The following is a 23,570-nucleotide window of genomic DNA, read 5'->3' on the forward strand; positions in this document are numbered from 1 at the left end:
ACCTCATTATCTTGATACGGAATCGCACCTAAAATTTCTTCTTCTTGCGGAGTCGGCGACTCAAGCATGCTAAGCGCTTGGTCGCTATGACATGCCAAGATCACTTGATCAAATTCTTCAGCACCGTCTTTTGAATGAATCACGACATTCGACGCATTTCGTTCGATTTTTTTCACCGGCGTGTTTAAACGAATGTTTTGTTCGAAAGGCTTGATAATCTCTTTCACGTACGCGGCCGAGCCTTCAGTAAGCACACGCCATGTAGGACGGTCATCCACGCTTAACATCCCATGGTTGTTAAAGAACTTCAGGAAAAACTCAACTGGAAAATTCATCATTACGTCTGTTGACGCAGACCAAATAGCTGCCCCCATTGGTATGATGTAAAAATCACGAAATTGACGAGAATACCCATTACGCTCAATGTATTCCCCTAAGGTCATACTGAGGTCTTCGCCTTTATCTAAAGCGGAGGTAGTTTGCTCGTTAAACCGCAGGATATCTTTGACCATGCGCCAGAATTTAGGACGAAGCAAGTTGCGGCGTTGAGCAAACAACGAATTGATATTCGTGCCGTTGTATTCGAGACCACTGTTTGCACAATGAACACTAAAACTCATATCTGAGTTTTGCCATGCAACACCTAATTGCTCCATCAACTTAATGAAATTTGGATACGTCCAATCATTAAAAACGATAAAACCGGTGTTGACCGGATAGCGCTTCTCGTTATGTTCTATTTGTTTTGTATGCGTATGCCCACCAAGATAATCGTTCGCTTCAAAAAGCGTAACCTCATGATGTCTACTCAATAGATAGGCGCTTGTAAGCCCAGCAATGCCAGAGCCGACTACCGCAATTTTTTGTGACGACTGAACTTCGGTCATCATAAATTTGTCTTTCCTTTCTCTAAATCTGTTAGACTGGTTTCGTGACGAGACATCGATCCCAAGAGTTTAAATTTGGCCTTAGTAGGCAGCCACGATAGAAGTTTGAGACTCCAAACAAAACGCTTTGGGAAAGATACGTCGAATACATGCTTATCCAACCCCCTCACGATCTTATCGGCTGCATCTTCACTCGACACCATCATAGGCATATCAAAGTCGTTCTGCTGGGTCAGCGGTGTATCAACAAAACCAGGGCTGACCAACTGAACATCAATACCTTCGAGCTGCCAATCTATGCGCAAGCATTCCGCAAAATAACGCAACGCACTTTTCGAAGCTCCATAAGCATGCGCACGAGGAAGCGCCTGATAAGTCACACTACTCGACACGAACACCATTGATGCATCAGCATCCGCAGCTTTAGCTTTTCGGAGAAACGGATAAGCCACCCGCGAGATTTCAATCGCAGCGAAGTAATTTGCGTCGAAAACGCGGCGCGCCAAATCAGTATCAAGCTGATCGCTGTCCATGTACTCACAAGTCCCAGCGTTGACAATCACCATGGATAAGTTCGGAACGTTTTCCTGCAACCAAGATTGAGCGTTCGCAATTTGATCTGCCTGAGTTATATCTAAAACGAGAACGTCTGCAAGCACACCAAAAGTTTCGATTTCAGCCTTTACGCTTACTAACTTATCCTCAGATCGCGCACTTAGAATAATTCTGCCGAAACCGCCATTGCGCGCATACTCGATCGCTACAGAACGTCCGATACCAGTACTGGCACCGACGACCCAAAGCGTGGAATTTTGATTATTTCCGCTCATGCGCGATCTCCGCTAAACCAATCGTTGTTTCAGTTTCCTAATGAGAAATCCCAAGGCAGGAATATGCTCATATAGCATCTGCCCTGCGTCGAAAAAGTCTCGATGATCGCAAACCTTTCCATCTTCAACTCTGAGAATAGAGGTCCCGTCCACAGCAACGCTTTGCCCCCGATTTAATCGAGGATGAGTGAAGTACATTTTCCAACGCAAGTACGCGCGGTCTTTCTCAAGCGACTCGTCTAACCAATCAAAGCAAATACTTCCGACGTTCTCGTACACGTTTTCAAAATACGCGATCAAGTCAGCCATGCCCTCAATATGATGAAGCGGATCCCTAAACACTAAGTCATCAGTGTAGGTTTGGCTCAACAAAGACTCGCTTAGAGTGTCGCGATTCAACACGTTAAACATTTCTTTGAATTGCGCGACTGCTGAAACCACTTGCGCGTTACTTGCTTTCACCAATCTCCCCCTTTTGTTGGCTGGACGCGTTTTTAGCGTGCTGTTTACCTTCAAGGAGGATACGCGAGGGAACAGGCTTTAGCTCACGTGTAATACCAATAAAACTCAGCAACTTGATTACATAATAAGATATATCAATCTCCCACCAGTAAAAGCCTTGTCGAGCAGATACCGCAAACCGATGATGATTGTTATGCCATCCCTCACCCAAAGTCAGCAGCGCGAGCCAACCGTTGTTTCTGCTTTGGTCTTTAGTATTGAAACGACGCTTGCCCCAGACGTGCCCCAGAGAATTAATCGTGAAAGTTGAATGGAACAACAGCACCGTCGATACGCAGAAACCCCAGACAACAAGCTGTAATCCGTTAGTGCCGAGCTCTGGATGTGTTGCAGCCAATAATTCGCCTAAACCATACATGCCTAGCGCTGCTAGAATTGGCATCAAGCTATCAAAACGATTTAAGAAGACGAGCTCTGGATATTTAGCCAAGTCAGGGACAACGTCGTAATCGGTCTTGTACGCCTGGTTACTTAAAAACCACCCAACATGACTCCACCAAAAGCTGTGATTAATTGGTGAATGTAAATCGTGATCTGTATCAGAGAATTTGTGGTGATTTCGATGATGAGCCGCCCACCATAAGGGTCCACGCTGCGCTGAACTCGAAGCAATCACCGCAAAGAAAAACTGCCAGAAGCGATTCATTTTATACGCTCTGTGCGCGAAGTACCGGTGGTATACGGCGGTAATCGCGTACATTCTCAACCAAAAAAAGCCCAAACAAATAGCGACCCCAATCGGACTCCAGCCGAGCCAAATCAAATTCAGACATGCGACATGTACAATGATAAAAGGCAAACATCTCAACCAATTAATGTCATTTGGTTGACCTTTTATTTGCTCCGCACTTGCTTCAGCATCAAACCAAAGCACGACGGACATCGCCAATTTCCTCAAAGAAAATCGGCTTTCACTTATATGTGTTTTCACTTAAATATCCCAAACGCTTGACCCGAGCGAGATGCTCGGGCGATAAATCCGTTGACACTAACTAAACGTCAAACAAGAACCATTGGATTTAAGATGTGAGGAGACTTTCGCTTTCATTATTGGACAACACACCTTCAGTAGACGTGAGAATGGTTCTCAAAAGAGCATTTGCACTTAAAAATGCTGATTCAACACCATACTCGGATTCCACCGAAAAGTAATCCCCACAGGCAGACAGCTTAATCGAGGCATCATCAAAGAAAGACCCCATCAAGCGATTAGAGATAGTAGGACGAGCATACAACCATCGATGAACATGCGCCTTTCCTAGAGCATTGCGCAAAACAACTGAGTCCAGATCCACGACATCGGCCAAGGATTCTAGCAATACCGTTTCGACATCTGAAGCACTGACATTGAGATTCCGAGCCGCCCATGACTCAGAGCTGTGTAGCGTCATAACCAACAGGCTAGCATCAATATTCCGATCTGGCTTACGCGATTCAACCGACACCAGCCCTATGACGTCACTTTGGATTGACCCAATTTTCTCTAGCATCTTTACTGTCTCAGCATCAAGAACACGCTTATCAAACGCAAAAACAGAGACCCACTGCGCGTGGTGACGCGACTCAGACATTGATGAATAAAGCCGGTGGTCGCGCCCCAATATCTCCGCCGCTTGAATCGGCGGCGTAGCCAAAATGAGATGGTCGGCCTCAAGTGTTTTGTTTTCAGAAGCTACGTCTAATTCGACAGTCCAAAGATTTTCGTTCCGGCTTGCGCTGAGCACTCGCGCTCCGAACAAGGTTGACGCGCTGCCCAGCGCTCCACGGGTAAGCAAAGAATTACGTCCGCGAACAATCGCCCTGCTAGATTCAATCACGACATCTTCCCTCGAAGAAAGATAGGCCTCAAAATAAGAGTGGCTCACTTCAAAAAACTGACACCCTAAGTCGACGCCAAAAGCGATCTCGCCCGCCTTCAAACGTTTGGAGGAAACCCTCCCCCCAGATCCTCGCGCTTTATCAATAATCAATACTGACTTGCCTTCAGCCTGTAGTCGTCCTGCGATAAAAGCCCCTGCCATTCCAGCGCCAATAACGGCAAAGTCCCAGCGTTGAGAAAAAGGGGATGTTTTTTGATCCATAGTTAATCCGAAATTTAAGGATATGCGTAAAAAAAATTAGCAACGATTGCAGTACGTACTTTGCGGAGTATTAGATCGTTTTTTTGATAGTAAAACTGCTCAAACCGAGAACTCCTAGTATGAACGCTTTACTGGACAAGAAAGCTAAGGTAAGTTTGGTGAAACCCCGCGGTACATCTGCATCTTCATCAAATAAGGGCCGAGTTTTGGCACAGAAAGAACCGAATGAGTTGAATCAGTTTTTAATCAGGATTGGAGAGAGTAAAGATAGACAAGCTTTTGTAGATCTTTTCAAAGCAACATCTTCCAGATTAAAAGCCTTCGCGATGCAATGCGGAGCTTCAAGCGCTGACGCTGAAGAGCTTCTGCAAGAATGCATGATCATTGTGTGGCGTAAAGCGCACACTTTCAAGCCAGAGTCGGGCAGCGCGATTACTTGGTTGTACACGATCGTTCGAAACAAAAGAATTGATATGGCGCGAAAAAGTCGCCATGAAACTGTGCAGTCGGACGACCTCTGGGCCGAAGAAGGTTCAGAAGAATTAGAGACGCAGATTTCAGGAGAACTGGAAGGTAAGACAGCACGAGGAATGCTGAAGCACCTTCCAGAGGTCCAAAAGCAAGTGGTTTTCAAAGTATACTTTGAAGGCAAATCACACAGCGAGATAGCGGCAGATCTTGATTTACCACTAGGTACAATCAAATCGCGCCTAAGACTCGCAATGAAGAAATTAGAAAACGTAGCAAAAGAGCAAATGTCATGGCTAATTATCATCCTAATGATGAACTTTTGATGTCCTTCGCAGCTGGGCAACTAGCTGATGCATTAGGACTCATGGTGGCATGCCATGTTGAATCATGTCCTAAATGTGCAGAAAAAGTTCGTAACTTTGAGTCGCTTGGTGGCGACATATTGAAACAATGTTCCGAAGAAGTCGTGTCTGATTCTCTATTAGACGAGACCTGGGCAAAAATCGAAATGTTTGAAAGAAATAAAGTTTCTCAAGAGAGTTTCGAAAAAGCAGCAAACGAAAAGCGCATAAATATACCGCGCCCGATGCGCAGGTTTATCAAAGAAGACTTTGACCAATTAAATTGGAGTGGCTTCAGCAAAAACATCCAAGAGGTAAACCTCAATATTGATGATGAGCGCTACACAACGAAGCTATACCGAATTAAAGCTGGTTCAAAGCTTCCAGAGCATACACACAAAGGAACGGAGTACACCTTAGTGATGCAAGGTTCGTTTTCCGATAAGAGTTGCAAGTACAATCAAGGTGATTTCATTCTCGCAGACGAAAATACTAAGCACCAGCCACAAGCATCGGCTGACGCGGATTGTATTTGTTTAGCTGTAATGGACGCACCGCTGAAGATGACAGGGTTCTTCGGAAGAATGTTGAATCCGTTCCTGAGGTAGTTAGATCGCTGAAACTTAAAAGCCGGCATGAAGCCGGCTTTTTTATTCCCAAACAATACTATCTCTTACCAAAACCAAGAGCTGGCCAGATCATCTTTGCATCCCCAATACTGCTCGCTGTATTTTTTCGCTCTCGCTTCGACCTTACGGGCGACACCCATTAACCAAGGCTTGGATTTATAAGACCCTCTGCGATAACCGCCCTGCCCTTCGTGGTAATTCAAATATTGCGCATAAGCATCCCACTTCGACACCTTGTTCATTTTGTTAGTACGGTTCATATACCAACCGACAAAATCAATGGCATCTTCAAAATCATCACGTTCTGCAAACCAGCCACCAGCATCGTCTTGATACTCCCCCCAAACAGGCGTCTTTGCTTGAGAATATCCGTAGGCGTCACTCGCACGACCTATCGGGATGATCCAAAGAAAATATTCCATCGGAGGTTGTGCGTCATACTTGAATCGAGATTCTTGGTACATAATGGCCATCGGAATATGCACCGGCGCGCCCCAGCGCTCACGCGTTTCGATAGCGGCCTCGTACCAATCAGATTTCTCATAAAAAATATCACAGAGATTATCTGGATTTTTAGGTGGCGCTGTCGCACACCCCACAAGTTGAGTTAGCGCGAGGAGCGTGATGATTAAACGCATCAAGTAAATTGCTCTATTTTCTTGGCAATCAAAGCTAATGCCCTATCAGCTTCTGGAACCAACGGAGACAAAGTTTGAAAGACGTGAAACATATCAGGGAAGACATCGTATGCTGTGTTTACTCGATCAGCACGTAAACGGCTGACTAAATCATCCACCTGCGCTTTGAATATCTCACTTCCTCCTGCCTGCACATACATTGGCGGAAAACCAATAAAGCTGGTCTCAGAAAAATCCGTTACACGTTTATGGTCTTGGACATTATCACCAAAACTGTTGACCCAGCGATTTACAATCGACTCTGACAACATGTCTACCGACTCAAACTCCGTCGATAAATACTCAGGCTCAAAAGGGCGAACCCATGGCGACAACAGAACCGCACCATCTACTGCACCAACCCGACCTTGCTCTTTTAACTCCCGAAGCGTGTTGAGCACCAGAGCGCCACCCGCAGAATCGCCCATGAGATATAACTGCTCCTGAGCATCTAGATCTTTGATAATTGATTCAACTACCGCCAAGCAATCTTCTTGTGCACACGGAAGCGGATGCTCAGGCGCTAATCGATAATCCACAGCAATAACTCGCATACCGCACAAAATGGCAATTTTCGCGAGAGTATATTTATACCCTTCGGCACTACCAATCACATATCCGCCACCATGAAAATACACTACCGTTGGCAAGTCTTTTGGATCTAGTTTTTTTGGATAAACTTCTAAAACAGGTACACCAGCAATCTCTCCTCGATGCGCTGTCACTTTTGATAAAGCAGGCCCTTTCATTGCGAGCAGCTTTTGCGTTTCTCTCAACCAATCATGACTCTGCGATTCATATTTATTAAACAGCATTTGCACAAAACGACAGGTAAATTCTGCGCGCCAACTTCGAGCTGAAAGTGAATTAGGTCGAACGACCATCGACGAAAAAGCGGAGGAGCTCGCACCGAGCACGGCAAAAGAATTCTTTAACATAGGTCATACTTCTTATTTTTAAACTAGGCCATTTTCGCATCAAAACGCCTAGCCATGAACATGATTATTGTTATGCAGAACGTTTCCAGAATACTAACAATGCCAACTGAATACACAAGACCGGTATTGCAGAAAATAACAAAGTCGTCCAACCAAAGGCATAAACAATTGCTCCACTCGACAAAGACGCCATGGCCTGCAAACCAAACACGCTAAAGTCGTTAATACCCTGCACTTTATAAGCTTCATTGCCTTTATAGACTTGCGGCAAAAGACTCGTGCCTGATACGAACAATAAGTTCCAGCCAACACCTAACAAAATCAAGCTGACATAAAAATGTACTAACTGAGGATCAGACCACGCAATAGCAATTGTGATGGCATAACATGCTAAACCCAGCCATAGCATTTTTAATTGACCAAATCGTTGTATGAGAAAGCCTGAAAAAAACGAGGGGATATACATCGACATAATATGTATTTGAATCACCCACTTCGTATCTTCGAGCGAGTGCCCCATTAGATTGTGCATTGTCACTGGCGTGGCGGTCATAACATAAGACATAACGGCATAAGCAATGGCCGCCGAGAGAACGGCCACCCAAAACACCGGCTGAGAAGAAATCTCAAAAATTGTCCTTTCTTCTGATGAAGAGCGCTGTTGGGAATCAACCGGCTTAGGCGCCTTAAATACAAACAAAACAGGCAAACTTAATGCGAGTATGACAGCGAGCAAGACAAACGAGCCACTGTAATGTTGGTCAAATAACTCTCTACCAACCTGCCCGAGCTCTGGGCCAACAAATGCTGCAACAAGACCACCCAGCAGTACGAACGAAGCAGCTGGCGCATGTTGAGATTCATCAACACTTTCCATCGCCGCAAACCGATATTGCTGAATTGCCGCTAGGCCAACTCCTAACAACATCACGAAGAAACAAAATCCCCAAAACGAGGTCTGCTCGATGGCTTGCGCTGCACCAAGTGCTGCGCAAATCATCATAAGAATATTGACGCGAAAAACAGTCGAACGCCCATAACTTTGCATCAAGCGCGCAATAGGAATGACCGCCATAGCCGTACCCACAACGATTGCTGCAACAGGTAACGTGGCCATTGCTTTATCTGGCGCCAACTCACTGCCAATCAAGCCACCGACAAACACAACTAACGGCGCCGTACTCAAACCTAAGGCACTTGCGACTGCCAAAAGCCAAACATTCCTATTTAATTTTTGCACAAACTCTCCTTATGCGAAAAACAGCAGCAAGATACTTTGCGTTGCTTGAGCTCGATTGTAATAATGCGGGTTTGAATCGCATAAAAATGAAAGGAACAAAAAACTATGACACGTTACCATGTCTATGGCCTCGGTGCTGCACTTGTCGACACCGAAATTGAAGTCACTGATGATTTTCTATCTCAAGCAAACATCGAAAAAGGTCTTATGACATTGGTAGATGAAGCACGCCAAACAGAGCTTCTCGATCATATGAAAGGTCACCTAGTGGGTAGCAAGCGATCTAGTGGCGGCAGTGCGTGTAACTCAATTTATGCGGCAGCTTGCTTTGGCGCATCAACATACTACTCATGCAAAGTAGCTGATGACGATAACGGTACATTCTTCCATGACGACCTTGCTGAGGCAGGCGTCTCTACCGATCAATCAAAACATGAATCAGGTACAACCGGTAAGTGTCTAGTCATGATTACCCCAGACGCTGAGCGTACCATGAATACCTTTCTTGGGATCAGCGAAACACTAAGCACCGAGAACATCAACATCGATGCGTTGAAAGAATCAGAGTATGCCTACATCGAAGGCTATCTTGTTACGTCAGACACAGGACGCGCTGCGGCTGTTGAGTTGCGCAAATTAGCTGAACAGCATGGTGTCAAAACAGCCCTGTCGTTGTCTGACCCTGGAATGGTGCAATTTTTCGGTGATGGTCTCGCCGACATGCTCGGCGATAAAGTTGATCTTCTGTTTGCCAATCAAGACGAAGCACTCGGTTGGACAAAGACTTCGAATATCGAAGAAGCCTGTGACGCGATGAAACAATACGCGGCCAGTTTTGCGATCACATTAGGTAAAGATGGCGCAATGGTATTTGATGGCACAACGCTATCAAAAGTTGAAGGTGTGGCAGCAACAGCTATTGATACCAACGGTGCGGGAGACATGTTTGCTGGCGCATTTTTATATGCTATTACTGCTGGAAAGTCCTATGTTGAAGCGGCTTCTCTGGCAAACAAAGCAGCTGCTCAAGTAGTCAGCCAATACGGACCACGCTTAAAAGCAGAGCAGCACCAAGTCTTGCTGTAAGTTCTTGTAGTCATGCTGTAAATCGGGGTCGGAGTAAAAATACTCTGATCCCGATATTATGAAAAGCCAAACAAATGACTTATCATGCCACAGAAAAACAGATTTCTTCTACTGTGCGCTTTTCTGGTTGAAAGCTATTTATTTTGTCATTACTTGGGTAGCCCAAGCACACACCGCAAATTAGCTTGTACTTGTCTTCAATATCAAAGAATGGACGAACATCGCCGCCCCACATTGCAACAGAAGCTTGCGCACATGTCCCAAGCCCCTTATCAGTCGCTGACAGCATCAGATTTTGCAAGAACATACCTGTATCAAGCGCACTGTATTCGGCACGTTCGCCATGAACAAAAATGAACATCGCTACCGGCGCATTAAAAAACTCGAAGTTTTTTCGCATCCAAGCATCGCGCGCTGCGCGATCATGTCGCTCAATTCCGAGTACACCATACAAGCCCTTGCCGCACTCAATCGCGCGTCTCTTTTGCTCGGATGGGTAATGAATATCTGGTTTGAAATCACCATTAGGCAAGGCACCGCTCGTTATACCCCTCACGATTTTAGACACGCCTTTTAAACGCTGAATTTCGATACCCTTATCATACTTTTTCAATAACGCTTCAGCGATTTTATCTTTAGTCACCCCTTTTGCTATCGCCACACGATACGACTGCGTATTAGAAGAACTTGGTGCTTTCAAAGCATCCGCAAGCAAGGTCTTTATCAAGTCATCACTTACTTCTTGGTCGGTAAAATCACGCGTGCTATTGCGTTTCGTAAGAACGTCTTGGAACTCCATCTTTTATTCAGGCCTCAGGCTTTTTGTTAGAACATGCAGACTAAAAAACTCTGCACCAGATAGAAAGGGCTTACGGTAAAATTAAGTGTTTCGATCTATCAACACCCCATGTAAACTCGCCATCAAAATTTAGTACTTGAACTGGAGATCTTTCGTGCGTTTAGTTTCGTGGAATGTAAATGGTGTTCGCGCCGTAATGAAAAAAGACTTTTTGGCTTCGCTCGAAGAAATGCAGCCGGACGTGCTTTGCCTTCAAGAAACCAAGGCACAAGACGACCAAGTACAGGAAGCACTTGCTGAACTCGAGGGCTACCACATCTACTCGAACTCAGCTGAAAAGAAAGGCTACTCTGGCACCGCGATCATCACGAAAGAAAGGCCTCTTTCTATTAAAAATGATATTGGCATCGATGAACACGATACCGAAGGCCGTGTCATTTGCGCAGAGTACGAAGACTTTTATCTCGTCACCGTTTACACACCTAACTCCGGGAGCGAACTCAAACGTCTGCCATATCGTCAAACTTGGGACAAAGCTTTTCTTGAATACATTCAAACCCTAGAACAAACCAAACCAGTATTAGTTTGCGGCGATTTGAACGTTGCACATAAAGATATTGATCTCGCGCGTCCGAAGCCAAACTACAATAAAAGCGCAGGCTACATGCAAGAAGAAATCGATGGTATGGATGCCTATACCAATGCGGGCTTTGTCGATAGCTTCCGACATATTCATCCAGAGCAAGGTGAGCGTTATTCTTGGTGGAGCTACCGTGCTGGAGCACGTCAGCGCAACATAGGGTGGAGGATTGATTACTTCTTAGTGTCTGACTCTTTTAAAGATCGCATCAAGAATGCAGATATTTTTGATCAGGTGATGGGTTCAGATCACTGTCCAGTGATGATCGAGGTATAGTTTTTTCTTCTATTCAGGTTTCGTCCTGAAGGACGAGTTAAGGGAGTAGCTGACACTCCCTTAACAATGACCCAGGCCACCCTCTCTTACTAAGAAATTCACCTCGTCCCTGTCAGCCCCTACTTCCTAGCCCTTCGGGTTCATTCGTTGCTCAAGAATAAACAGCGCCTGCGGAACTCGCTCACTTCGTTCACTCAGACAATCCTCGGCGTTAATCTGTTTATTCTTTTCGCGACTCATCTAGTCAGAAGGGGGAAGTTAGTGCCAAAAATATACTTTATCGAAACGGCCACCCTCATCTTGAGGGACGAAAGCTCGCTAGTGAAAATCGGGAATACGCGAGGACTGCCCGAGCCGAAGGCGAGTCCCGCAGCGCCGATTTGAACAAGAACTTGAGTGTAGCCGAAGGCCCCGAGAGCTGGGGCGCATTTAGATTCTTAAGACCTTTAGCGTTAAAGGTCTTAAGGCGTTGTCGGCCGCTGCCGACAAGAAAAGAAGAAGCTAAATCGAAACAACACCTGAAACAAAAGCGCTTAGGCATATGGCCAAAAATAAAGGGATTAATCTAATCTCAACTTCTTCAAACGATACCGCATAGACCGAAAACTCATACCCAGCTTTTTCGCTGCCGCAGTGCGATTCCATTTGGTATCTTGCAGCGCTTTTTCTATCTCTACGCGCTCTATTTGCTCAAGATAATCTTCTAAAGGCATATCCTCCGGTCGAGCCGATACAAAGTCTGTAGAGCTACCTTGGTTGTCGGGCTGAGCGCTCGGCTCAGAAAAGGTCTGGGTTGGAGATAAGCGCGGGCTGTTATCTAGCTGCAGATCTTGTTCACGAATAATATCGTCTTCACACAGCGTAAACGCACGTTCAATGATGTTCTCTAACTCACGCACGTTTCCAGGAAAGCTATAGCTTTTAAGCGCTTGCATTGCATTGGCATCGATGGACGCGTTATCGACCCCACATTCTTGAGCGATATTCGACAAGAAACGCGTTGCCAATAGCGCTACGTCATCTTGGCGTTCGCGCAAGCTAGGTACCTGCAAGTTAATGACGTTAATGCGGTAGAACAAGTCTTGTCGAAAACTGCCGTCGTCGACCAATGCTTGAAGATCTTTATGCGTTGCACTCAAAACGCGCACATCGACGGCTTCTTCAGACTCACCGCCTACGGCACGCACCGCTTTCTCTTGAATAGCACGAAGCAATTTCACCTGCATATCTAAGGGTAGATCAGCCACTTCATCCAAAAACAAAGTGCCGCCATCCGCCGCTTTAAACAGGCCATCTTTATCTTGATGAGCCCCACTAAAGCTACCTTTTAAGTGTCCGAAAAACTCACTTTCCATCAACTCGCTTGGTATCGCGCCACAGTTAACTGGAATGAATGGCCCATCACGTCTGACACCATTGGCATGAATGGCACGTGCAACCAATTCTTTACCACTTCCGGATTCACCAGAGATGTATATTGGCGCTTGGCTGCGAGCGAGTTTAATAACCTGTTTGTTGAGCTTTTTGAGTTCGGCACTCTCACCGAGGAGCACCGTTTGATCACTAGGAATTGACTGAGCAAGATCAACTTTTGTTTCAGCGAGTTTAAGCGCACTAGATACAAGTGTGCGTAGTTGCGTTAAATCGACAGGCTTAGAGATAAAATCAAATGCACCTGCTTTTAGGGCTTCAATGGCGGTTTCAACACTGCCATAAGCGGTAATCATAGCTATCGGAATATGACTGTGTTCGCTCTGTATAAAACGCACAAAATCAATACCATTGCCATCCGGCAGGTTCATATCTGTTAAACATAATTGAAAGGTAAACTCTGACAAAGCACGATGAGCTTCTTCGATACAATCAACACTGACGGTATCTAACCCCATACGCATCAGCGTGATTTCGAGAAGTTCTCGAATATCTGGTTCATCATCAATTATTAATACGCATGGTCGAGTCATTTAACGTCTCTACTAGTTTCTATCTCAGTCAATGCTGAAGTCTGTATTCAAATGTTTCTGGCTTAAACAATTCGTTTGTGGTGCGCAAATATAATGCGAAAACAAGCACCGCCACTACTGCTCTCAAGGTAACTTAAGTTTGCCTGATTGGCTTCACACAGTTCACGCGATATGTATAGACCCAATCCGGTTCCTGTGCTCTCGGTTGTAAAAAAGGGCTCAAACAAATGTTTCTGATTCTCTTCCGATACGCCATTACCCGAATCAATGATATCTACGACAGCTTGTCCCGTGCCCGCTTTGCGTGACAAGCATACTTCAACCCCACCCTCGTTCATCGATTTCTCGATGTGGTATTGCGCATTGACAATCAAGTTAGTAAGCACTTGCTCAATCTGAGAAGGGTCAAATCGCGCCAAAGTGTCTTCCTTATTCAGAACGTTCACGCGGATGGGGATAGGAGAATCGCTTTGTTCTCGACACTGATCGACGACTTGCTCAAGCCAAGGTCGGAGTGAAATAGCCTGCACGTCGGGTTGACCACGGCGGCTCAAGGTAAGCGTATTTTCAATAATGCCATTTACTCGCGCGCAATGCCTTTCGATGATGCTAGTCATCTTGCGATCAGCTTCTGTCAATTCTTCTGACTCAGAAAGAAGCTGTGCAGCATGACTAATAGCGCCTAAGGGGTTACGCACTTCATGTGCGATACTAGCTGTTAAACGCCCAAGTGATGCTAGCTTTAATTGTTGCGCGCGCTGAGTGAGCAGACGGGTATCTTCTAAGAAAATAAGCGTATTATTTTTGCCAGCATTTTCCATTCGCGAAAAATTTGCTTGAACTTCAGGTAAGTCAGCACTCATTTGAAATGGCTTACTTCGCACCGTGGGTTGTCGCGACCACGCATCAATACGCTCAATAATTTGTTGAGGCAGGCGCTCTCCTGATTTCATACCTAGTAAATCAGAACATGCTTGGTTAAATGTCAGCACCTTATAATCAGGATCACAAACAATAATCCCAGTGCGCATACTTTGAATAATCTGATGATTAAGAGCTTGCAGCTCTGCGATATTTTTCTGTTGTTTGGCAGCGAGTTCTTCCGTTTGAGAAATACGGCGCGACAAGTTTTGAAGAATAAACGCCGTCGCAAAGTAAATAGCTCCAAATAACCCTGCTCGAGCAACATCGGAGAGCACACTCATATCTTGAATATAACGATCAAACTCAAGCGTTAGCGATAACAGACTTGCCACGGCCGCAAGCGCATACGCAGACACTCCACGAAGCATAATGTTTGCAGCAGCAACTGAAATAATAACTAAATTACTGAGCCCTCCAGTGATGCCCTCACCAGCATAAAACAAGGCATGAAGAAAACAAAGATCTAAGAAACCAAAGAAAAAGATATGGCTATAGTCAGCCTTTAAACGCGAACGATATGCCAGTAAAGAAACTAAAGAAAAGACAAAGTAAGTAGCTGCGATAACTTGAAAGGCTTCAATATCACGAAAATCGCTTACCGCGTATTTTTTAGAAAACGTCACCCCCCACAATAAAGCAGAAATAACGACGCGATAAAGATTGAAATAAGTAAATAAAGAACTCGGCATACTCGGCGCGAATACAATTAAATAAAACGAATAACTTTGAGTATAAACAAGGACTTGAAAAGTGTTAGCTGAAGTCAGGCTCTTTTTCAGATTCTTTAAACATAAAGCGAATCAAAATAGCCATCACTATAATCGACAACAATAAACGACCAAGCAAAATGGGTATCCAATGTGCGCCTAATAATAGAAGCAATAAAGTGTCTTCAATGATGCTATGGCAAAGCCCGAGAAAGCATGCAACGACCTTCATATCCCGTAGATTGATCTCGCCTTTTGTTGCGGCATCAATGAGCAAACCAGCACCAAAACTCAGACCTAACATCAAGCCTACAATCGTGACATGACTCGCTTCGCGGCCAACTTTTAAGAATTTTGTCAGCGGTAAAAGTAAAAATTCTAGTACTTGATCGAACTTAATAAGGCGTAAAAAACGCAGAAATAGCATGAGAGAGCTCAGTACGACCAATATGCCTGCCAACATTTCGAATTGCGCTCTCACCCAACCCCAAAAGCTCGTATCAGAAACACTGGGTGTCCAGAGAGCCTGACTCGTTTGCTCAGCAAGCGGCGTTACACTCAGACTGAAATAGGTAATCAAAGCAAAGACAAAACCACCGACACAGCGCAACAAGATCGTAATACGCCAAGGAACTCCTAATGCTTTCGCGACTGCCCCCTCAATAGGAATGGCATGAGCCACCAATACAAGCATCGCTAATGTTGTGATTTGCGCGACTGAGTATGAGCCATCACCCAATTCATAAAACACCACCATCGCCGCGTAGATATTTGTCAGAATGCTTGCAGCCCAAACTAAACAAAACTCACTCGGCAAACCAACAATGTTCATTAAGGGGGCAAGCAACGATGCGAGTAATTCTGTCGCACCAAGCTCTTGCAAAATTTTCACAACCATCACTGCTGGAACCAGAATTTTTAATAAAATCCAATACGCTCGTCCAACATCGTTTGCGAAAGTTTTTACTGCTTCTAGCTGCATAATGTCTGTTCTACGAATAATATACGCGGGGCCGGGGTCATTGCCCCATCATTTTTAGGAGTAGCATAACTTTGGATCTGCCAAGCGTCACGGTTTTATCTCTTTTCATTCCGACCTTTTTTATGGTGTCTATCACACCAGGAATGTGTATGACCTTGTCACTCACGCTCGGTATGCGTTTCGGAATGAAAGCCATCTTTTGGATGATGATTGGCGAACTATCGGGTGTTGGTCTTGTCGCGACATTGAGTGCCGTTGGCGTTGCCGCCATTCTTCTCACCTATCCAATTTTATTTAGCGTGTTAAAGATCGGAGGTGGATGTTATCTCATTTATCTCGGTTTACAGATGTGGCTATCAAAAGGAAAAATGGCCATCACCAACGATGCGGCAATGAACACTGTCTATTCTCCTACGGCACTGATCTCGCAAGGGTTTATCACCGCAATAGCTAATCCCAAAGGATGGGCATTCTTTGTCGCTTTGCTTCCACCATTTCTCGACCCAGAACGCGCATTATTCGGACAACTATCTGTGTTACTCGTCTTGATTCTCGTGCTCGAAGCGATGTGCTTAATTATTTATGGGCTTGGCGGAAAGAGTCTTGGGCATTTCTTGGGGGATGAAAAACATCAAAAAACACTCAATCGATGTTCTGGAGCCTTGTTAGCAGGCGTAGGTATTTGGTTAATGATGAGCTAGCGTCTGGCCTGAGGCAGATTTACGTTATATCGCATCGCAACAAAACGACTAGAAGTGGCGGCTAGAGCGGCAAGCCCCATACAATATGCTTCAGGCACTCCTTCTGAATGTAGAACCATATACATTAGCCCGCCGATAATGGCCGCAGATGCATAGAAATCTGAACGTAAGATCATCGGAATTTCGCGAACAAGTAAATCGCGAATCACACCACCTCCGGTCGCAGTCAAGGTACTCATTAATACAACGCCCACCCAACCAAGCTCATGGCGCACTGCAGTTGCTGCACCAATAGCCGCAAATACGCCAAGACCGATCGCATCTGCAAAACGCACATAGTCCATATGCCTTTCGACGCGGTTAGCAAAGAAGAAAGCAATTAAACCGGCAGCGAGAGCTGTAAAAAAATAGGTCTCGTTAGTAAAGGCTGCTGGCGGGTGCACACCTAGAATCGCATCGCGCATAATGCCGCCACCAAGGCTCGTTGCCAAAGCTAGCACCAAAATACCGAGTAAATCTAAGTGGTATTTTGCACCGTCAAAACCTCCTGACAGCGCAAAAACGAAGACACCAAACAGATCGAAGTACAGCAACCATTCCATCGAAGATTAGGCGTCCTTATTAAGCCATGTCATATATTCACTCACCCCTTCAGCAACCGCCTTGAATGCTTGGTCATAGCCTGCAGCACGTAAGTTAGTCATGTCTGCCTGAGTAAAACTCTGATAACGGCCTTTTAAATGATCTGGGAAAGGAATGTACTCAACCTTTCCTTTGCCGTGAAAATCAATCACCGCGTCAGCCACGGCTTGGAAAGGTTCTGCCGCGCCTGTGCCTAAGTTATAAATCCCAGACTCAGCTTTGTTTTCCCAACACCAAAGATTCACATTGGCGACATCACCTACATAAACAAAGTCTCGCGTTTGACCACCGTTTGGATAACCGTCATAGCCTTCAAACAACTTAGGATTTTCGCCTGCCTTAATCTGCGTATTCAAGTGGAATGCAACACTCGACATCGAACCTTTATGTTGTTCGCGCGGCCCATATACATTGAAGTAACGGAAACCAATCACTTGAGATTCGGCTTTAGGCAATATGCGACGTACATATTGATCAAACTGAAATTTCGAATAGCCATATACGTTCAGAGGCTTTTCGTGTTGACGCTCTTCTTTGAATATATCTGAGCCGCCATAGACTGCAGCAGATGACGCATACAGGAACGGGATTTTTTTATCTAAGCAGTATTCAAGCAACTCAACAGAATACTGGTAGTTGTTCTGCATCATAAACTTGCCATCCCACTCAGTAGTCGAAGAACAAGCACCTTCATGGAAAATAGCGTCGATATCACCCAAGGGAGCATCATCATCAAGCATCGCCAAGAAATCATCTTTATCGAGATAATCTGCAATGTCTAAGTCCACAAGATTCACAAACTTTGTACCATCACTTAGATCATCCACAACAATGATGTCTGTGCGCCCCTGATCATTCAGCGCCTTCACAATATTACTTCCGATGAAACCTGCACCGCCGGTTACGATAATCATAATGCTTTCCTTTGTTGGCTATCCGCCATAACAATAATTTCTTGCGCGCAATTATAGGTACTGATTGCCGACAAATACACTCTAGATACGAAAGGTGTACAATGCGCGATGATTTTCAAGACAATGATAGAGATATACTGCCGGAGACAAACGTGGCAACTGCAATGGCAAAGCACATACTAGTGAAGACAAGAGAAGAAGCGGAGCAGTTAAAAAAGCAGCTGATTCTTGGTAAATCTTTTGAGGCACTCGCCAAGAAACATTCAACTTGCCCATCCAAAAAAAAAGGTGGCGATCTAGGAGAAATCCGCAAAGGTCAGCTTGTTAAGCCCATTGAGAAAGTAATTTTCACGCAGCCTCTCAAGAAAATTCACGGCCCTGTTAAAAGCCAATTCGGTTTTCATTTGATACAAGTATATTACAGAGATTAAGTTCTTAGTTGTGGTTAAAAATGGGGTCAGAGTAAAAGTACTCTGACCCCAATTTTCGTTAATGAAGTCCTAGGCTACTGCCAACCTTCAACACCCTACATATCGGGCAATTTATGCGCGATGCCTTTGTGGCAATCGATACATGTTTTTTCTCGCGTAATCAGGAACTTAGAATGCATTGCCTGAGCTCGCGGACTCTGGCGATTGAAGTCCATCGATTCGGCACTATGGCAGTTTCGACACTCTAAAGAATTGTTCGACTTCAAGCGATGCCACTCATGCTGAGCAAGTTCCAAACGTTTTTCTAAGAATTTTTCGCGGGTATTCATCGTTCCAAAAACCTTACCCCACACTTCTTTCGATGCCTGCATTTTACGCACAATCTTGTCCGTCCAATTGTGCGGTACGTGGCAGTCTGGGCAAGTTGCACGAACACCCGAACGGTTGTTGTAGTGAATTGTTCCTTTCAGTTAAGCAACCTTTGTAAGGCTTACATTTTGTAAGCTGTTGAATTTAATAGAATTCAATATTGTAAGGAATTCTTGGTTTTTTCTAAGCATTATTGAACTCAAATATGGGCTCTAAAGGATCAACATTATAAGCTGCAAGAAGAGAATTAACTGCACTAAATCGAGACTCAGCGCTAGCAAAATTCATGAAAAGTAAGTCATGCTTTCATCGCTTAAAACTTCAGCTGCTAGACAAAAGCCGACATAAAGCTAAGCCAAATTTCTGATGTTAATTACGCAGATTTCTTGGGGGAACGGACGAACTGAACAACATTATTCGAAACTAGTTACGCCTTCTTTTTTACTAAACTCTCAGGAAAGGCATTAGTTTATCTGCGTTGTAAAAGTCCATTAGATGGTGTTATCAAGGGGAAAATTTAAGAAGTTCTTTGGGTGTAAATGAATTAGCGTCAGCCGCCTGCCAATACATAGACCATTCGTCAGCTTGTTCTTCTTCGTTAATGAGAGCTCCCTCCGTGAGCGGCGGAAATGTTAGACCGCCCTCAAAACTCAGCCCATTTGCGTTTCTGCGTCTTATCATAAAGGGCTGCAATTGGTCTGGGTTTTCCAAACCCATCGCGCCAACCAGCTCTAAAAAGCTATCTACGGTTGCCTTTTGAAAGTTCTTAATACGCTCTGATTTGCTCTCGACATTAAGCGCCTTGGAACGCACCGGGTCTTGTGTTGCGATACCTGTAGGGCAATAATTGGTATTGCAGGACTGCGACTGGATACAACCCAGAGCAAACATCATGGTACGAGCTGCCGAAACAATATCTGCCCCAAAAGCGACTTTTGTTAAAAGATCAAATCCAGAAGCGGTTTTACCAGAACTAATGATGCGTATCTCATTCCTCAGGCCACAACCAAGCAATGCATTATGAGCAATGTAGGTGGCTTCCAAGCATCCCATACCCAATCGATTGGAAAATTCAACAGGAGCAGCCCCCGTTCCACCTTCCGCCCCATCCACCGAGATAAAATCAGGCGAAATACCCGTTTTCAACATCGCTTTGCAGATGGCCAGAAACTCTGCTGGGTTGCCCATACAGAATTTGAAACCCACGGGCTTTCCGCCTGATAGTTCCCTCAATCGTTTCACAAAATTCAACAAGTCTAAAGGGGTGCGGCATAGCGAATTAACTGGAGGAGAAATACAATCCCGATCCTTGGGGATACCTCTGATACGTGAAATCTCATCACTGATCTTTGCCGCCGGCAGCACTCCACCATGGGCTGGTTTCGCGCCTTGTGATAGCTTTATCTCTATCATTTTGATGGCGCCTTGGTTCGCTAATTCACTAAACGCGCGATCGGAAAAATTACCATGGATATCTCTACAACCAAAAAATGCCGTACCCAATTGCCAAACCAGATTGCCTCCATGTTTTAGGTGAAATGGGCTGACTCCGCCCTCGCCGGTATTGTGGAAGAAATCACCTTTAGCTGCGCCTTTGTTCAATGCCTCAATAGCGTTTTGGCTCAGCGCACCATAACTCATCGCTGAAACATTTAGGCGTGAACAGGAATAGGGTTTTCTGCACTCTTTCCCCCCGACCATAACTCTAATATGTTCTGGGTGAACTTCTTTTGGGGCTAGCGAATGCCAGGCACATAGATAGTTTTGCTGGAAGATATCTCGTTCTGTACCGAAGGCCTTCGTATCAATTTCACCCTTTGCTCTTTGATATACAAGTGACCGCTGCTCTCGATTAAATGGCAGCTCTTCCGTATTATTTGCAATAAAGTATTGATGAATTTCAACTCGGTAAGACTCAAGAAAATAGCGGATATGTGCGACGACGGGGTACAGCCTGTTTAAAGTATGCGCACTGTAGTTTAAATCGTAAAACCCGACCACAGAGTAGCTGATAGTCAGTACCAACATAACCGTGAAAAATGTTTGACCGGTCACCATCCAAAGTGACAAAAATAGCAGGTTTCCGAATACAGAAACCAAATAAAAAACTTGTTGCATTGCAGTCATCACATACTCCACTCATTTGCTATATCATTGCAATTTTAAGGCGTACTAAATTAATTGGCATCGTAAATCTGAAACACATTTAACCCTCCGATGTTTGATCAGGCGGAAGAGATTATATGTACGCCTTGAGTCCTTCATGGCGGCCCTGGTGTTCCGATCTCTTCAGAATGACAGACACAAACAAGACCTGGCGTAACTGTCTGCAAATGGCTATCTGAGATGCCGAAGGTTCTTTTATCCGAAGTGAAAGGGTGATACAAACCTTTAGCAGAAATCAGTTGCAAAGCTCCGTTGGCATCATAGAGTTGGACATTTCTCATTCGTTTTTGAACTAAGCTATCGACACTTAGTGTTCACCGCCTGCTAGGCCGATACCAGCCAGTATTGAACCCAATACTTTCATTCTAAGCCCTGCAGCTTTAACAACTCCGGTAGCGGCGACAATGTGCCCGAAAACCCCTTCCAAGTTATTGGTATAGGTCTGTACGATACAACCCGAACCATCCAGCAATAAGGCTTCATGCTCATTGTGAATAAGTTCCAGCATGGCATGAATTGTTCCGCGCTGTGATGCATTTTGTAGATCTTTTAAGTCATCACTGGGGGTCACTTGACCCGTCGCAACAGCGGGCTGCAGTAAAACGATCCGTGCAGGAAGTATTGCATTTCTATAAGATAGGCTCGCATTAGTGTCACAAGCGATTTCTGCTGGCATTCCCTCATAAAGGGTCGTTTTCGAAACCTGAGAAAATCCTGCAGAAACACGTACTGATGTGTTTTCAGGTCGATCGGGAATGATGACCATTGATGGTCTCAATACAAGTGTAGTCGTTGGGCTGCCAACGCTGAGTGCCAGCTGGGTTACGGTTCCATTTGTGAACGATCGAACCTCTGTAAAATCCAAGGCTGTTCTCGCTTTTTCAATCGCGGCTTCGGATGCTGCCAGTCTTGCGGGGATACCCTCGGTTAGTTCAACATCAGTAAGATCAAGCTGAGCTTTCGCTGCATCCAGATCCGCCTCTCCCACCTGAACTTGAGACCGAGCCTCAATCACATTATTTGTTGTACCATAACCTAGTTTCAGTATGCTTTTTGCATCGCGTAGTTCATCTCGCAGACTTACCAATCGAGCCTGAATCTCGCGAACACTGGCTTCAGCTATAAGTTTGTTATCTTCTGCTTTGGCTTGCTCAGCTTCAATGACCGCCAATTGAGCCTCTGCCTCAGACAATGCGGCGAGCTGCGCACTATTTTCAATACGAAACAAAAGATCTCCGGTATTTACTCGCTGGCCATTTTTTACATAAATGTCTGTCACTGGTCCTGAAGTTTGAGCAACGACCGAAACCGTCCTAAAAGGCACCACGCCTGCATACGTTTTTGGGTGAAAATAAAAAATAACTACAAAAACAGTAAAAGCCATTATCGCCCACAAAAAAACAGCTGTTTTCATATTCCAAACCGTCATTGACTCCCCGCGCCGGCGCAGCTGGAAATAACGTATGACCGCAGGAAACGACGTAAATAAAAGTTCAAACATCGCGCACCTTGTCAGCACCTTTAACCATATCAACTTCGTTACACTCATGTTGTCCAGTATGACCTTGCTCCATCCCGGAGTGTGGGGCTGGTAGTCTATCTGACGATGATTTATGTAGGTGGAAACGTGACCAGTCCGCCATCAATGCTATAAGAATTGCACTGAGAGGGAGGAAAGCATGAAAGTGATCAACGGGAAATATCTCATATACTAAAGCGATAGCGAGTAAGGTAGGAATTGTTCGAGCTAGCGGTGTATTTGATGACTTTCGTTCCGCCCAGCGGTCAAATGCCGCGTAAAGATAGACAACACCATACAAACCTACCAAAAGCAGAATGATAACGATCACTGCCAGATAGTCCGTATGCCCGGGATCAATAAACCAATGAGGCTGCGCATGCCCGACCCCCTCTTTTTCTGAAATCAATCATCTCTCCTTAGGAAAATATAGTCATTTATGATTCTGTGTTTTTTCTTGATGCTCGCTCTTTAACTATGGTTGAGCCCTGTTGCGAAACGCGATTTAATGTTACGTCAGAAACGCACTATATTGCTACCGATCCTCAGCAAGACACTTGTTCATATAATTTAATGGCATGTTATCGTGAGTCACGCTTCGAACTGGACCTACACGGGGTATAGAAACTGTATCAAGTTTTTTGCGAAATTTTCACGTTTCTTCTCGCGTTTGCAAACTAGAGCCTAGCTGTTTCTCGTTATTAACCGAATGTTATGAAAGACCAGTAGCGCAATCGTTGCTTTATTAAAGTTACTTAGAATAGTTTTATTTATTGAAAGCTGAGGGCATGCTCATTGGAACTAATATTTAGTTACTGGATATTTTAAAAGTCT

The 23,570-nt window shown here is 44.9% G+C and carries 24 protein-coding genes; 6 read left to right on the plus strand and 18 right to left on the minus strand.

What is annotated here, in order from left to right; translation table 11 throughout:
- The 5 genes from A3738_RS10895 to A3738_RS10915 form a co-directional block, all read right to left on the minus strand.
- A partial coding sequence (locus tag A3738_RS10895; protein ID WP_068763593.1) for an NAD(P)/FAD-dependent oxidoreductase occupies positions 1-890 on the minus strand: 890 nt, incomplete at its 3' end.
- Positions 887-1,717 carry an SDR family oxidoreductase gene (locus A3738_RS10900; protein WP_068480689.1) on the minus strand — a complete coding sequence of 277 codons (831 nt, stop codon included), beginning with the start codon at positions 1,715-1,717 and terminating at the stop codon, positions 887-889. The genes A3738_RS10900 and A3738_RS10895, both read right to left, overlap by 4 nt.
- 12 nt (positions 1,718-1,729) lie before the next feature.
- Complete coding sequence (locus tag A3738_RS10905; protein WP_082869023.1) at positions 1,730-2,179, minus strand: nuclear transport factor 2 family protein; 450 nt, start codon at positions 2,177-2,179, stop codon at positions 1,730-1,732.
- On the minus strand, positions 2,166-3,122 hold the full coding sequence (locus tag A3738_RS10910; protein WP_068480686.1) for an acyl-CoA desaturase: 957 nt from the start codon (positions 3,120-3,122) through the stop codon (positions 2,166-2,168). Before A3738_RS10910 ends, A3738_RS10905 begins: the two co-directional genes overlap by 14 nt.
- Positions 3,123-3,258: 136 nt before the next feature.
- Positions 3,259-4,320 (minus strand): NAD(P)/FAD-dependent oxidoreductase, encoded by a 1,062-nt coding sequence (locus tag A3738_RS10915; RefSeq protein WP_068473698.1) that lies wholly within the window; start codon positions 4,318-4,320, stop codon positions 3,259-3,261.
- Between the two features lie 206 nt (positions 4,321-4,526).
- Between A3738_RS10915 and A3738_RS10920 the strand changes: the two genes are divergently transcribed.
- Positions 4,527-5,114: a sigma-70 family RNA polymerase sigma factor gene (locus A3738_RS10920; RefSeq protein ID WP_068480806.1), complete on the plus strand. Its 588-nt coding sequence runs from the start codon at positions 4,527-4,529 to the stop codon at positions 5,112-5,114.
- Positions 5,081-5,740, plus strand: a complete 660-nt coding sequence (locus tag A3738_RS10925) for a ChrR family anti-sigma-E factor (RefSeq protein WP_068480683.1) — start codon at positions 5,081-5,083, stop codon at positions 5,738-5,740. The genes A3738_RS10920 and A3738_RS10925 overlap by 34 nt, the downstream gene beginning before the upstream one ends.
- A gap of 65 nt (positions 5,741-5,805) precedes the next feature.
- On the opposite strand, the gene A3738_RS10930 is transcribed toward A3738_RS10925, so the two are convergent.
- From A3738_RS10930 to A3738_RS10940, 3 genes are all read right to left on the minus strand, one after another.
- On the minus strand, positions 5,806-6,399 hold the full coding sequence (locus tag A3738_RS10930; protein WP_068480680.1) for a hypothetical protein: 594 nt from the start codon (positions 6,397-6,399) through the stop codon (positions 5,806-5,808).
- On the minus strand, positions 6,399-7,376 hold the full coding sequence (locus tag A3738_RS10935; protein ID WP_068480677.1) for an alpha/beta hydrolase: 978 nt from the start codon (positions 7,374-7,376) through the stop codon (positions 6,399-6,401). Before A3738_RS10935 ends, A3738_RS10930 begins: the two co-directional genes overlap by 1 nt.
- 70 nt (positions 7,377-7,446) lie before the next feature.
- Positions 7,447-8,616: an MFS transporter gene (locus tag A3738_RS10940; protein ID WP_068480674.1), complete on the minus strand. Its 1,170-nt coding sequence runs from the start codon at positions 8,614-8,616 to the stop codon at positions 7,447-7,449.
- A 105-nt stretch (positions 8,617-8,721) separates the two neighbouring features.
- Between A3738_RS10940 and A3738_RS10945 the strand changes: the two genes are divergently transcribed.
- Positions 8,722-9,702 (plus strand): adenosine kinase, encoded by a 981-nt coding sequence (locus A3738_RS10945; RefSeq protein WP_068480671.1) that lies wholly within the window; start codon positions 8,722-8,724, stop codon positions 9,700-9,702.
- Between the two features lie 82 nt (positions 9,703-9,784).
- Here the strand turns inward: A3738_RS10945 and A3738_RS10950 are convergent, their stop codons facing one another.
- Entirely contained in the window at positions 9,785-10,501 is a 717-nt protein-coding gene (locus tag A3738_RS10950) for a nitroreductase (protein ID WP_068480668.1), read from the minus strand.
- 154 nt (positions 10,502-10,655) lie between these two features.
- Between A3738_RS10950 and A3738_RS10955 the strand changes: the two genes are divergently transcribed.
- Entirely contained in the window at positions 10,656-11,417 is a 762-nt protein-coding gene (locus A3738_RS10955) for an exodeoxyribonuclease III (RefSeq protein WP_068475528.1), read from the plus strand.
- 560 nt (positions 11,418-11,977) lie between these two features.
- On the opposite strand, the gene A3738_RS10960 is transcribed toward A3738_RS10955, so the two are convergent.
- The 3 genes from A3738_RS10960 to A3738_RS10970 form a co-directional block, all read right to left on the minus strand.
- Positions 11,978-13,381 (minus strand): sigma-54 dependent transcriptional regulator, encoded by a 1,404-nt coding sequence (locus tag A3738_RS10960; protein WP_068480665.1) that lies wholly within the window; start codon positions 13,379-13,381, stop codon positions 11,978-11,980.
- A 62-nt stretch (positions 13,382-13,443) separates the two neighbouring features.
- Positions 13,444-14,994, minus strand: coding sequence for a PAS domain-containing sensor histidine kinase (locus A3738_RS10965; protein ID WP_068480662.1), 1,551 nt, complete (start codon positions 14,992-14,994; stop codon positions 13,444-13,446).
- A gap of 64 nt (positions 14,995-15,058) precedes the next feature.
- The gene (locus A3738_RS10970) at positions 15,059-15,994 is read right to left on the minus strand and encodes a hypothetical protein (RefSeq protein ID WP_068480659.1); all 936 of its coding nucleotides are present in this window, start codon (positions 15,992-15,994) and stop codon (positions 15,059-15,061) included.
- A gap of 77 nt (positions 15,995-16,071) precedes the next feature.
- Between A3738_RS10970 and A3738_RS10975 the strand changes: the two genes are divergently transcribed.
- Positions 16,072-16,695 (plus strand): LysE family translocator, encoded by a 624-nt coding sequence (locus tag A3738_RS10975; RefSeq protein WP_231876623.1) that lies wholly within the window; start codon positions 16,072-16,074, stop codon positions 16,693-16,695.
- On the opposite strand, the gene A3738_RS10980 is transcribed toward A3738_RS10975, so the two are convergent.
- Both A3738_RS10980 and rfaD read right to left on the minus strand, forming a co-directional pair.
- Complete coding sequence (locus A3738_RS10980; RefSeq protein WP_068480656.1) at positions 16,692-17,297, minus strand: trimeric intracellular cation channel family protein; 606 nt, start codon at positions 17,295-17,297, stop codon at positions 16,692-16,694. The genes A3738_RS10975 and A3738_RS10980 overlap by 4 nt on opposite strands.
- 6 nt (positions 17,298-17,303) lie before the next feature.
- Complete coding sequence (rfaD, locus tag A3738_RS10985; RefSeq protein ID WP_068480653.1) at positions 17,304-18,251, minus strand: ADP-glyceromanno-heptose 6-epimerase; 948 nt, start codon at positions 18,249-18,251, stop codon at positions 17,304-17,306.
- A gap of 101 nt (positions 18,252-18,352) precedes the next feature.
- Between rfaD and A3738_RS10990 the strand changes: the two genes are divergently transcribed.
- Positions 18,353-18,682, plus strand: a complete 330-nt coding sequence (locus tag A3738_RS10990) for a peptidylprolyl isomerase (RefSeq protein WP_068477174.1) — start codon at positions 18,353-18,355, stop codon at positions 18,680-18,682.
- Between the two features lie 95 nt (positions 18,683-18,777).
- Here A3738_RS10990 and A3738_RS10995 read toward each other — a convergent pair whose 3' ends face one another.
- The 4 genes from A3738_RS10995 to A3738_RS11010 all read right to left on the minus strand — a co-directional run bounded on the left by A3738_RS10995 (position 18,778) and on the right by A3738_RS11010 (position 23,145).
- Entirely contained in the window at positions 18,778-19,152 is a 375-nt protein-coding gene (locus A3738_RS10995) for a NapC/NirT family cytochrome c (protein WP_197472085.1), read from the minus strand.
- 403 nt (positions 19,153-19,555) lie between these two features.
- The gene (locus tag A3738_RS11000) at positions 19,556-21,178 is read right to left on the minus strand and encodes an FMN-binding glutamate synthase family protein (protein ID WP_068480800.1); all 1,623 of its coding nucleotides are present in this window, start codon (positions 21,176-21,178) and stop codon (positions 19,556-19,558) included.
- Between the two features lie 346 nt (positions 21,179-21,524).
- On the minus strand, positions 21,525-22,631 hold the full coding sequence (locus A3738_RS11005; protein ID WP_197472250.1) for an HlyD family secretion protein: 1,107 nt from the start codon (positions 22,629-22,631) through the stop codon (positions 21,525-21,527).
- Between the two features lie 79 nt (positions 22,632-22,710).
- The gene (locus A3738_RS11010; RefSeq protein WP_068480646.1) at positions 22,711-23,145 is read right to left on the minus strand and encodes a hypothetical protein; all 435 of its coding nucleotides are present in this window, start codon (positions 23,143-23,145) and stop codon (positions 22,711-22,713) included.
- Positions 23,146-23,570 lie beyond the last annotated feature (425 nt).

The sequence above is a fragment of the Oleiphilus sp. HI0066 genome (assembly GCF_001635725.1).

Excerpts from the sequence above, each read along its gene's own strand:
- A3738_RS10900 (WP_068480689.1), bottom strand. The coding sequence starts at position 1,717 with ATGAGCGGAAATAATCAAAATTCCACGCTTTGGGTCGTCGGTGCCAGT.
- A3738_RS10910 (WP_068480686.1), bottom strand. The coding sequence starts at position 3,122 with ATGTCCGTCGTGCTTTGGTTTGATGCTGAAGCAAGTGCGGAGCAAATA.
- A3738_RS10915 (WP_068473698.1), bottom strand. The coding sequence starts at position 4,320 with ATGGATCAAAAAACATCCCCTTTTTCTCAACGCTGGGACTTTGCCGTT.
- A3738_RS10925 (WP_068480683.1), top strand. The coding sequence starts at position 5,081 with ATGGCTAATTATCATCCTAATGATGAACTTTTGATGTCCTTCGCAGCT.
- A3738_RS10930 (WP_068480680.1), bottom strand. The coding sequence starts at position 6,399 with ATGCGTTTAATCATCACGCTCCTCGCGCTAACTCAACTTGTGGGGTGT.
- A3738_RS10935 (WP_068480677.1), bottom strand. The coding sequence starts at position 7,376 with ATGTTAAAGAATTCTTTTGCCGTGCTCGGTGCGAGCTCCTCCGCTTTT.
- A3738_RS10945 (WP_068480671.1), top strand. The coding sequence starts at position 8,722 with ATGACACGTTACCATGTCTATGGCCTCGGTGCTGCACTTGTCGACACC.
- A3738_RS10950 (WP_068480668.1), bottom strand. The coding sequence starts at position 10,501 with ATGGAGTTCCAAGACGTTCTTACGAAACGCAATAGCACGCGTGATTTT.
- A3738_RS10960 (WP_068480665.1), bottom strand. The coding sequence starts at position 13,381 with ATGACTCGACCATGCGTATTAATAATTGATGATGAACCAGATATTCGA.
- A3738_RS10965 (WP_068480662.1), bottom strand. The coding sequence starts at position 14,994 with ATGCCGAGTTCTTTATTTACTTATTTCAATCTTTATCGCGTCGTTATT.
- A3738_RS10970 (WP_068480659.1), bottom strand. The coding sequence starts at position 15,994 with ATGCAGCTAGAAGCAGTAAAAACTTTCGCAAACGATGTTGGACGAGCG.
- A3738_RS10980 (WP_068480656.1), bottom strand. The coding sequence starts at position 17,297 with ATGGAATGGTTGCTGTACTTCGATCTGTTTGGTGTCTTCGTTTTTGCG.
- rfaD (WP_068480653.1), bottom strand. The coding sequence starts at position 18,251 with ATGATTATCGTAACCGGCGGTGCAGGTTTCATCGGAAGTAATATTGTG.
- A3738_RS10990 (WP_068477174.1), top strand. The coding sequence starts at position 18,353 with ATGCGCGATGATTTTCAAGACAATGATAGAGATATACTGCCGGAGACA.
- A3738_RS11000 (WP_068480800.1), bottom strand. The coding sequence starts at position 21,178 with ATGACTGCAATGCAACAAGTTTTTTATTTGGTTTCTGTATTCGGAAAC.
- A3738_RS11005 (WP_197472250.1), bottom strand. The coding sequence starts at position 22,631 with ATGAAAACAGCTGTTTTTTTGTGGGCGATAATGGCTTTTACTGTTTTT.